Below are 10010 nucleotides of genomic sequence, written 5' to 3'. Positions count from 1 at the left end.
CAGTAATCAATAGATAAAAGGGACTATTGGACTTCGAAAATGAAGTCCTGGATGAGAACTGGGCGGCAAGTCAGGAGTGAGCAGAAAACAAGAGGGCAAAAGGACTGCTACAAACACTAAAAATACTGGCAGGTACTATTTGGCGTTTAGACCTAACTATTTCTTGGCGGAAGACTGTTTCTCATGTACGCAAGAACACCCGAAGTGGCGGCAGGGCCTTGATTACGAGGCAAATGTAGCAGGCTTTTTTTATTAAGCAATAAGTAATAATTAAATTTTTTTACTAATAACGAATAGTCATATCCGTTACATTTCTAAGTAAAAAAACGACTAACTCTACTTACGTAGGGATTCTTTTTAAGCCAACTTAATACTATTAATTGCCTTTATCGCTCATAATTTCAAACGTATATTGATTTTACTCAATAGCTGAGCGGTTATCAGTACTAGACCAGCGAATGCCAGACTTTTTAATAAACCTATGTCTCCCGTCAACAGAGCGTCGGGTAAGGACCAGCCCGTAAGCTCTGCCAGACTATAGAAATAATACGGTAACAGATAACAGGTCAACGTATAGATGCCGGCGGGTTTGAGCCAAGTAAACCAATCTACCTTTTGGCCAATTTCGACGAAGCCATAAACGACTGCATACGTGAGCAAGGCAATACCGGTACACAAAAATACCCAAGTGGGAGTTGCCTGTATCTTGGAAATGATGAAGTAAGCATGAGCGATAAAACCAGCTCCCAGCATTAGACAGCCCGCTCCCAACAGAAAGCTTAGCCCCCGAATCGAATCTTGTTTTCGTAGGAACAGAGTGGTCAGCAAACCAGCCATGGTAAAGGAGTGAAAAGCTCCATTCCCTAAGATGATGTCATTTAAGGAAAAACCTCCCACCTGCCAGTCCGCGTGAGCGGCGATTGTCGTTAATGTAAAAAACAAGAAGGCTCCTGCCAATGCTCCAACTTTCCCCTTCATTCCTAGATAAAGCAGAGCTGAAACGCCGTAGCTCCAGCCGATTAGTCCCAGGATTCCCCACCACTGAGGACGGAATATTTGCGGATTTTCTGGTGAACCTCCGCGGAATCGTATGGCCAGGACCAGCAAAATCAGTATACCAATGCCTTGTAGTACGCGGCCAGCCATGAGCGGGAAAGTTTTCGGATACACATTCCAGATCAGAAAAAAAGCCGTAACCATCAAAATCTGAAACCAGGCCGAAGAAAGACCGGTGAGGTCCGCATTGAGATCCGGAACATTGACGGTAAAAATTCCCATCACCAGTAATGCCAGCGTACGTACTACAATATGCCCGGAAATCCGTACCGGGGATTCCCCTTTGGTTAATCGGGCGTCTACCCCAAGCGGAATGGACATCCCCAGAATGAAAAGAAAACAGGGAAACACCGTATCCGCCAGTCCCAGAAAGTCGACGTTCGCCTCGGCGTGTTCCAACCAGGATGGAATACCATGCAACGTCCAGAGATCGTTGACGAAGATCATCAGCAGCATGGTTAGTCCCCTAAAGACGTCGATGGAAGGAATACGCGGATTTTTCATAGCAGCAAACTAGGGAGTTAGGCGGGCAATTTCACGGTACAGGTCCTGAAAACAACGCGTGGGCGTTTCTTCGGAAGTAGTTTTCTTTCGACCGTAGAATTCATCCAGAAAACTTCCGGCATCCGACCAAACGGTTTGCATCATCCCCTGATACAATTCTTTCATGGGTCGGGTGGCCGAGCGACGAAACCGGAGCATATCCTGTACCTGGGCAACGGCATTTTTAGGTTTCCGCCAGGGACAGGTTACTACGCTTAGACCTTTCATGGCAAAGTACACGGGCGTCTGGTCGGGACGTTCGTAGTGCCAGTCACAAATCATGACGTCTTTCGGAATCAGATCGATGGCCCGGTAGGTCTGGTTAAAGCTGGCTTCCCACATCCCCATACCCGTGACTTTACCCTCCAGCAAGCGATCGCCCCACATCCAGAGCTTACGATTTTTCTGAGTCAGATGATCCCGAAGCGTGCGTACCTCCCCAGCGTATAGTTCAGCCGGGTCACGGCCTCCGCATCGGGGACACCAGGCTTCCCCGATATAAAAGACTTCATCCAGCCCAGCGTGAAAGGCAGAGGCTTCGAAAGCATCGCAAATTTCGTCCATCAGGTCGAATACGATCGCGTGTACCTCCGGATGCAGGGGACAATAGCTTTTACAGTACAAGCCGTCGGAATTGGGCCATTCGTACTTGGCGGGCATTTTCACCCAGGGGGTTTCATCCAGTTGCGGATATTTCTCCAGCAGATTTCCAGTTTTGTTAGCCCAGGACTGGTGGCCCAGCAAATTAACCTGCGGAATCAGCGTAATGTGGTTTTTGCGGCAGATCTGCACGAGTCGCCGTACCTCAGCTTTTGATAGGGCCACACTATCGCGTAATTCGGGATGCGTTTTGAACTGATAATTGTAGTCCACCCGCAGGACCAGCGTATTGACCTTGCGAGGAGCCAGTTCCGTATCAATGAAACGGATAAACTCGTCGAGTCGATTCGGTAAGGGAGCGGCAATACAGAAGCCCCGAACGGGGAGCAATGTATCCAGCGGCATTTGCTGAGCCTGAATCTTCCCAACCGCCAGTACTAAAATCATCCACAGAAAAAATCGTTTCATAACAGTAGTTAGAGGTCTAGCGTAAAGATACGTCAGCCAACGAAGACCCGGCTTCAATTCTACGCTATCTTCCTTTGTCGATAGAAAGAATTTAACGGATTCATCATCAAAATAGCTTTTTCCGGTACGCAGTAGGCATTCCTACGGTCTTTTCGCGTTCAGAACAGCTATTGTTTGGCCTTGCGAAGGCTTTTTAGGCTTTTCCGTTGGCAATGCCCCGTTTCTGTTTTAATTTTAATTATTTAAGCCGTACTCGCTACGCAGCTCCCCTGTTTTACTGGAAACTTATGTCTGTCGCGTCCTTCCTCATTGTCTTCTTTTTCATCAATTACGTTCGCAAAACGTTAGATACAGCAAATAAAAATGTCTGGCTGGATCAACAGCTGGTGTACCTCCGGCATTTGTCTATCGCTCTGCTCGTAGGTCAGATCATCCTTCGGGATTCGGTACTGATTCGGATGGCCTGGCCGCTGGTGCTCTTTGGGATGGTTCTTGCCGTTTTCAAGCTGGATTTTTTTCGTCCCGTACGCTCGGTTTCCATTTCGCTGATTCCTTTCACGGCCGTCTCGTTTTTGTCTACGTTCATTCAATTGATAAACGAAGATTTCTATGAACAATTTGACGATTACCTCAATGCCGCCCGCTTTTTCGCTTTTGTCTGGGTATTCGCGTTGTGGCTGAATAACCGAAAGCAGGAAAAAGCGTTGGAAAATGAACGCCTCCGACGGGAACAACAGGAGCAACTCAGTAAGGTAACCGAAGCCCAGAAAAACGAACTCGAAGTACTGGTCGCCGAACGTACCGCCGAACTTCGTTTACAAAAAGAAGAACTCGAAAAAGCCCTTGACCACCTGAAAGCTACGCAGAACCAACTCATTCACGCTGAGAAGATGGCTTCGCTTGGGGAACTGACGGCGGGTATTGCCCACGAAATCCAGAATCCCCTCAACTTCGTCAATAACTTCTCGGAAGTCAGCGTCGAACTCGTGGAAGAACTGCGGGAAGAGTCACAGAAGGAAACCCTGGATACGGAATTAGTCAATGAATTGCTCAGCGATATTGAGCAGAACCTTCAGAAAATTCAGCACCACGGCAAGCGGGCGGATAGCATCGTAAAAGGGATGCTTCAACACTCGCGTACGTCTTCGGGGCAGAAAGAAGCGATTGATCTGAATGCTCTGGCTGATGAGTACCTGCGACTGGCCTACCACGGCTTGCGGGCCAAGGATAAAACCTTCAATGCCAAACTGGTAACAGACTTTGACGCCAGTCTGGGCAAAATCAATGTACTACCGCAGGATTTGGGCCGGGTATTATTGAATATGTTTACTAACGCTTTTTACGCCGTCTCGGAACGCAAGCGTCAGCAACCACAAGGCTATGAACCTACGGTAAGCATTCAGACACAACGTACTCGCAAACAAATCGAAATACGGATTCGTGATAATGGTACGGGAATGCCCGAACACGTCAAACAGAAAATTTTTCAGCCCTTTTTCACCACCAAACCCAGCGGACAGGGCACGGGGCTGGGCCTTTCCCTAAGCTATGATATCATTACCAAAGCCCACGGCGGTACGCTGGAAGTGATTTCCGAGCCGGATGCTTTTACTGAGTTTATTATTCGCCTGCCCGCCTAATCCAATGATTTTAACGATTCCTTCATGCATATATTAGTTGTAGACGACGAACCCGATGTTCAGTCGCTTTTTGAACAACGTTTTCGTCGCGAAATCCGAAGTGGAGAACTTCGCTTTATCTTTACTTTCTCCGGAGAAGAAGCCCTTAGCCGCCTCAAGGATCAGCATTCGGAAATTGTACTCATTCTATCGGACATCAATATGCCCGGAATGAGCGGTCTGGAATTACTGGAATCCATTCGACAGTCGCACCCCATGGCCCCGCCGCTGGTCATGATGATTACCGCTTACGGTGACGAAGACACGCACGCCAAAGCTCTCAGCCTGGGAGCGAATGATTTTTTAACCAAACCGCTTGATTTCAGCGAGTTAAAGCAGAAACTCAAAGACACATTATGAAGGCAAAGATTTTGGTTGTGGATGATGAAACGGATTTGGAAATACTCATCAAGCAGAAATTTCGTCGTCAGATTAGGGAAGGAAAGTACGAATTCATCTTCGCTCAAAATGGCGTGGAAGCCCTTCAGCAATTGCAGCAGCACCCGGATACAGATGTGGTGTTGAGTGACATCAACATGCCCGAAATGGATGGTCTGACCTTGTTAGTGAAGCTTCATGAAACCAATCCTATCGTTAAGGCCGTCATCGTTTCGGCCTACGGCGATATGGAAAACATCCGCGTGGCGATGAACCGGGGGGCGTACGATTTTCTGTGTAAACCCGTGGATTTTGAGGATCTGGAAGTGACCATGCAGAAGACGCTGAAGCACGTCGATCAGCTCCGGCAAACGCTGAAAGCCATCAAGGAAAACGATATTTTGCGGATGTACGTCGATGAAAATGTACTCCAGTTTATGACCCGTTCGGAGTTTGAATCTTCCCTCACGGCCAATGAAACGGTGGAAGGTACCGTCGTGTTCGTGGACATTTGCGGATTCACAGCGATCACTGAACGCGAGCCCGCTGATGTAGTAGTGAAGCTCATCAACTCGTACTTCGAAGTGATCGTGAAGGCGATCATCGCCCAGGGTGGCTACATTGATAAGTTCATTGGCGATGCCGTTATGGCCGTATTCCGGGGTGAATTTCACCTGGATCGGGCCATTGAAGCCTCGCTGGCCGTGCGTACGCAACTGTCGGAGATGGAAGAAGTTTTACCCGATCAGACCTTCCTGCCCCAGGTAGCTATTGGTATTAATTCGGGAGAAATGGTTTCGGGAAACATTGGTTCGGCTTCGCTCAAACGACTCGATTATACGGTGATTGGCGATACGGTCAATTTGGCCCAGCGACTGCAATCGGTAGCAAAACCCGGGCAAATTCTGATCAGTGATGCCGTGTATCAGCAAGTCAAAGAATCCTTCCAAGGTCAGCCTTTGGGTGAAATTACGCTCAAAAATAAAGCCCAACCCGTGGCAGTCGTTGAAGTACAGGCTTAATCGCACCACATGCATCCCTACCAAACCTCTCCTCTCATGAATCTTATACAAGCCGAAGCGTTCATCCTTGATTTACTACGGCAACAATTACCCGAAACGCTCTATTACCACGGTCTACACCATACGGAAGATGTAGTCCGAGCCGCCGAATGGCTGGCTCGGAGCGAAGGGATTGAAGATCAGGAATCGCTTATGCTCTTACGTACAGCGGCCTTATACCACGATTGTGGCTTCATGTATACCTATGAAAAACACGAAGAAGCGGGTTGTGAAGTGGTGGAGCAATGCTTGCCTACATTTGGCTATTCAACCGGGCAGATTGAGTTGATTTGCGGAATGATTCGGGCAACGAAGGTTCCGCAAAACCCGCAAACGCATCTGGAACAAATCCTCTGCGATGCGGATCTGGATTACCTGGGTCGGCCGGGTTTCGAGTCCATTTCCCATACCCTCTACCAGGAATTACAGGCCCGACACCTGATCGGTACGGAAGCGGAATGGCTACAGAAACAGATCACTTTTTTAAGCTCCCATCAGTATTGGACGGCTACGGCCCTCGCTCATCGGCAACCTGCCAAAGCCGTCCAACTGGAGCATCTGCAAAAACAGGCTACTTTGCTTGAGCCGTAACCACTTCATTCTGATGGCGAATCCGTTGGCAGAGTACCCGCATCACATTCCGCAGGACTTCGTCGCGTTCTTCCATCAGGTCATAAAAATCTTCCTGATCGATCCGGAATAATGTAGCGGCCGTTTGGGCAATGACCGTAGCCGAACGGGGTTCGGAATCCAGCAGGGCCAGTTCGCCGAAGAGATCACCCCGGCCCATTTCGGCCAGTAGCGTATCCTGATCGTAAATTTCTATCTCCCCCGACAGAATTACGAACATACTGTCGCCCAAATCGCCCTTTCGGATGATCACCTCTCCTGCCGGATAATGCACCTGTTTCATAATTGGAATGATACTGGCGAGTACGTTTTCGGCGGTACTGGCAAACAAAGGTGTATTTTTCAGAATCTGTACCAGTTCGTGAGCCGAATGGCTGGACGTTGCATGAGCGTGCATAGGCGTATTTTTTTCAAAAGCAGCGAGCGTGATTTCCGCACTTTCGCTGAGTAAATGAATCGGATGGGAAAGGTAAGCCGTCACCAGTTTCGGATCTCCCACCCAGGAATTCCAGCGACGCAGAGCCACGCTGACGGTCCATTCCGTAAACAGGGTCGTTCCTTCCTCCAGAATAAAGGCCACCGACTCGGCCATCGATTCGGGTACGATGGAAGCCGACGCTTCAAGTTGCGTACGGAACAGTCGATACACGGGCCGGGGCACCAGGTTTTCGAGCATTTCGAGGGCGTTGGCACTCCGTTCCTGCGAAGGGTGTTGCAGACTCTGCTGAATCTGGTTCAAAGCTTCGGCATCGTATAGTTTACTGAGTATCCGCAAAATCCGTTTCAGTACTCGCTCCATTTCGTAACCCAGAGCCGATTGCCATTCGGCATCCATCGCGGCGTACTGTCCCGCCTGAATCCGTTCGGCCAAAGTGAGGTCTTCGGAAAGCAGCGTTTCAAAAAACAGTCGGTTTTCGGACGATGAGGGAAAATGCCGCAACGAATGCAGAGCCGTTTCCCGTACCGTTCGGTCCGATTCTCCGGCCAGTCGCATCAACCATTGCTCGCTTTCGGGTGTTTGCAGGGTACTCAGCAACTGAGCCAGCATGCGTCGCTGTTCGGCGGGAGCGTCCAGTAAAGGCGTAAAGGCCGATAAGTTTTCACTCGCGGCCTGACGTAAATTTCGCAGCGTAGCTCGTCCGTACGAACGATCGCGTAGTAAAATCAATAATTGCGGAACCAGTGTCGGTTCCATGCCCGCCGTTTCAATGGCCTGTTTCACTACCGTAGGCCGGGTACTTTGTAAGCCTTTCTGAACAAAAGCCGTATACTCCGTTAAGTGCAAATGACGGATTACTTCCAGAGCCGCGACCTGTTCTTCTTCGGTGGATGCACTGACCCAGCGATCCAATTGTTCACGGGCGATGCTATCGGTACGGTCTTTCTGCAGGCGTCCGAGGAGAGCCCCTTTCTGAATACCCCGGTCGGGCGATTCGAGCAATTCCCGAATGGGTCCTGGCTGCTGAGCCAGGAGCTGGGCCGCCCGCTGGCGTACCTGCGGATGTGTATCCGCCAGTAAGGGTTGCAGAGGCATTTGTTTGGCCTCAGAGCCTAAACGTTCCAGTACTCCTAAACGTACTGACGCCTCGGGGTGTCGCAACAGCGGCAATGTTTTCTGAGCTAGTAAGGCGGGCTGATTTTCTTCAAACCAGGCTACTGCCGCCAGTACCCGCTCGGGTGAAGGACTCGTTAAATCCTGTTCGGCGGCCAGAGCGATTTCGCCGGGTAGGGCTACCTGTTCACCGGGTAAGAACCGCCGCGATAAGGCATCACCCAGCGTGTGTAAATAAAAGCGATACGCCCGTCGAATGAGCAGTCCCGTAGCCACCGGAAAAATAAGCCAGAACCAGATGACCTTGCTTTCGCTCAGGGCTAACCACTGCGAAAGTCCCAGCAACAAACCCGCCAGACCCAGACCCAGGGGTTCGTACATGCCCTTGGCCAGGGTATGACCCAAGAGTCGTTGATGCGGCGTCAGGGGTTGAAAGAGTACTAGAAAAACCGCATCGAATAAGGAACGACGAATGACCTCCACCGAAACGTACAGCAAGCAGGCCCACACTAACAGAACCGTTTCGTCCCCTACTACACTCCGGGTAATGGCCAATCCCAATAATCCAATCAATGCTACCAGCGGTAGTACTAATAAGGAATTCTGCACCCCCAAACGATCCAGTGCCCGCCGGGACAGCAGGAGCTTCACCAGCATCGCCAGTACGTAGGTCCCCGCCAGCCAGTAGCTGACGTACGCAATTACTTCGGACTGATCATGAAAGCGGTGTTTGACGTCCAGAAAGAAGTTAAACTCAATTTTGGTTGCGAAACACGCCACGGTCAGGATACTCAGACACATGAAAAAGACCAGTTCGCTCCCACCAAATAACTGCTGAATCAAACGCGATTGTGGACGACGACGGGCCGTCGAACGATCGCGGGTACGAATGGAGTGCGAACGCAGCGTTAGTTTCAAAGTGAATAAAGCTCCCAGAAAGGCCAGTAACGAAACGCCCAGTAACGTCAGCAGATCGGCGTGAGCGTGTACCAGAGCGGCCAGTACGGCCCCCAGAGCTTTGGCGGGCATATCGCCCGAACTGATGATACTGAAGAGGCGTTTGCCCTGCCGCGTGTCGAACACCACCGCCGATACCCCCCAGAATTCCAGACTGGTCAGCAAGTAAATAATCCGGTACCCGACCATGATGCCAATGGCCGCTGTGATCGAATGGCCGACCCAAACCACCAGCATCACCAACAGGGTCATCACACTTACGGTCCAGAGTACGCGTAAGGCGACGGAACTCAGCCCCAGGTGATGTTCGTAATGAGCGTAGGCTTTACCGATCAGAATCATCCCAATAGCCGAGGCTATGTACGCCAGCGGCAAACTCGTAGCCGGGTCATTTTCCAGTAGAATGGCATTCGCAGCTACATATAATTGAATCGTTCCAATTCCTAAGAGAAAGTGATGGAGGAAAAAAAGCCAGACGGTACGGGTTTCTTCAGGATGTATTCCTAAATAACGACGGAAGCCATCGGTAGTAAGCATTGCCAAGCAGTTAATTGAGCGTTTTAAAGGTTAAGTATAGCTCTTTTTCGCGAGCTACGGACGCAGAAACATAAATCTTCTGTTTATTTGAAGGCTTTTCTGCTCCATTTCGGCCGTTATTTGTGCTTCTCAACTCCTACCTACGATGGCTCTTCGCGTTGATTTACAAGGCTCTTTTCGACCTCTTTTTCCCCATTTCAGCCGCTTACTGGGATTGTTTTGTTTAACGCTCTGTCTCTGGGCTTTTCAACGAAGTGAGTCCTTTCCCGAAGCTACGATTTCCAATGGCCTCATCACCGCTAAACTGTATGTACCGGATGCGGAACGAGGATACTACCGGGCGGAGCGTTTTGACTGGTCGGGTGTCATTGCCGATTTACAGTATCAGGGCCACTCCTTCTTCGGCCCCTGGTTCGATACCCACGATCCCAAGGTAAACGACGCCATCACGGGTCCCGTAGAAGAATTTGTAGCTATAGGTTACGCAGCCGCCAAGCCCGGCGAGACCTTTCTGAAAATTGGCGTCGGTGCTTTGCGTAAAAAAGATAC

The 10010-nt window shown here is 50.0% G+C and carries 7 protein-coding genes and 1 pseudogene; 5 read left to right on the top strand and 3 right to left on the bottom strand.

Annotated elements, in window-relative coordinates:
* Positions 1-393 precede the first annotated feature (393 nt).
* Both ACOJTG_RS04530 and ACOJTG_RS04525 read right to left on the bottom strand, forming a co-directional pair.
* Positions 394-1560, bottom strand: coding sequence for a DUF5009 domain-containing protein (locus ACOJTG_RS04530; protein ID WP_420152727.1), 1167 nt, complete (start codon positions 1558-1560; stop codon positions 394-396).
* Between the two features lie 9 nt (positions 1561-1569).
* Entirely contained in the window at positions 1570-2667 is a 1098-nt protein-coding gene (locus ACOJTG_RS04525) for a family 20 glycosylhydrolase (protein ID WP_420152726.1), read from the bottom strand.
* A 287-nt stretch (positions 2668-2954) separates the two neighbouring features.
* Between ACOJTG_RS04525 and ACOJTG_RS04520 the strand changes: the two genes are divergently transcribed.
* Genes ACOJTG_RS04520 through ACOJTG_RS04505 form a run of 4 tightly spaced genes read left to right on the top strand, consistent with a single transcriptional unit; the run spans position 2955 to position 6376 of the window.
* A complete protein-coding gene (locus tag ACOJTG_RS04520) occupies positions 2955-4307 on the top strand; it encodes a sensor histidine kinase (RefSeq protein WP_420152725.1) in 1353 nt (450 codons plus the stop codon).
* 24 nt (positions 4308-4331) lie between these two features.
* Complete coding sequence (locus tag ACOJTG_RS04515) at positions 4332-4706, top strand: response regulator (protein WP_420152724.1); 375 nt, start codon at positions 4332-4334, stop codon at positions 4704-4706.
* Positions 4703-5746 carry an adenylate/guanylate cyclase domain-containing protein gene (locus ACOJTG_RS04510; protein ID WP_094812766.1) on the top strand — a complete coding sequence of 348 codons (1044 nt, stop codon included), beginning with the start codon at positions 4703-4705 and terminating at the stop codon, positions 5744-5746. The genes ACOJTG_RS04515 and ACOJTG_RS04510 overlap by 4 nt, the downstream gene beginning before the upstream one ends.
* 36 nt (positions 5747-5782) lie before the next feature.
* Entirely contained in the window at positions 5783-6376 is a 594-nt protein-coding gene (locus tag ACOJTG_RS04505) for an HD domain-containing protein (protein ID WP_420152723.1), read from the top strand.
* On the opposite strand, the gene ACOJTG_RS04500 is transcribed toward ACOJTG_RS04505, so the two are convergent.
* On the bottom strand, positions 6357-9461 hold the full coding sequence (locus tag ACOJTG_RS04500; protein ID WP_420152722.1) for a cyclic nucleotide-binding domain-containing protein: 3105 nt from the start codon (positions 9459-9461) through the stop codon (positions 6357-6359). The two genes, ACOJTG_RS04505 and ACOJTG_RS04500, sit on opposite strands and share 20 nt — an antisense overlap.
* 145 nt (positions 9462-9606) lie before the next feature.
* Here ACOJTG_RS04500 and ACOJTG_RS04495 point away from each other — a divergent pair.
* Positions 9607-10010, top strand: a pseudogene (locus tag ACOJTG_RS04495) (hypothetical protein); the annotation flags it as partial.

It is taken from the genome of Siphonobacter sp. (assembly GCF_048595215.1).
In the GTDB taxonomy this organism is placed as follows: domain Bacteria; phylum Bacteroidota; class Bacteroidia; order Cytophagales; family Spirosomataceae; genus Siphonobacter.
The sequence above is the reverse complement of the archived record's forward strand: the minus strand, read 5'-3'. Positions and strand labels throughout refer to the sequence as shown.

What these genes read in the sequence shown, in the direction of transcription:
- ACOJTG_RS04505 (WP_420152723.1), top strand. Translation starts at nt 5,783, where the DNA reads ATGAATCTTATACAAGCCGAAGCGTTCATCCTTGATTTACTACGGCAA.
- ACOJTG_RS04515 (WP_420152724.1), top strand. Translation starts at nt 4,332, where the DNA reads ATGCATATATTAGTTGTAGACGACGAACCCGATGTTCAGTCGCTTTTT.
- ACOJTG_RS04530 (WP_420152727.1), bottom strand. Translation starts at nt 1,560, where the DNA reads ATGAAAAATCCGCGTATTCCTTCCATCGACGTCTTTAGGGGACTAACC.
- ACOJTG_RS04520 (WP_420152725.1), top strand. Translation starts at nt 2,955, where the DNA reads ATGTCTGTCGCGTCCTTCCTCATTGTCTTCTTTTTCATCAATTACGTT.
- ACOJTG_RS04500 (WP_420152722.1), bottom strand. Translation starts at nt 9,461, where the DNA reads ATGCTTACTACCGATGGCTTCCGTCGTTATTTAGGAATACATCCTGAA.
- ACOJTG_RS04525 (WP_420152726.1), bottom strand. Translation starts at nt 2,667, where the DNA reads ATGAAACGATTTTTTCTGTGGATGATTTTAGTACTGGCGGTTGGGAAG.
- ACOJTG_RS04510 (WP_094812766.1), top strand. Translation starts at nt 4,703, where the DNA reads ATGAAGGCAAAGATTTTGGTTGTGGATGATGAAACGGATTTGGAAATA.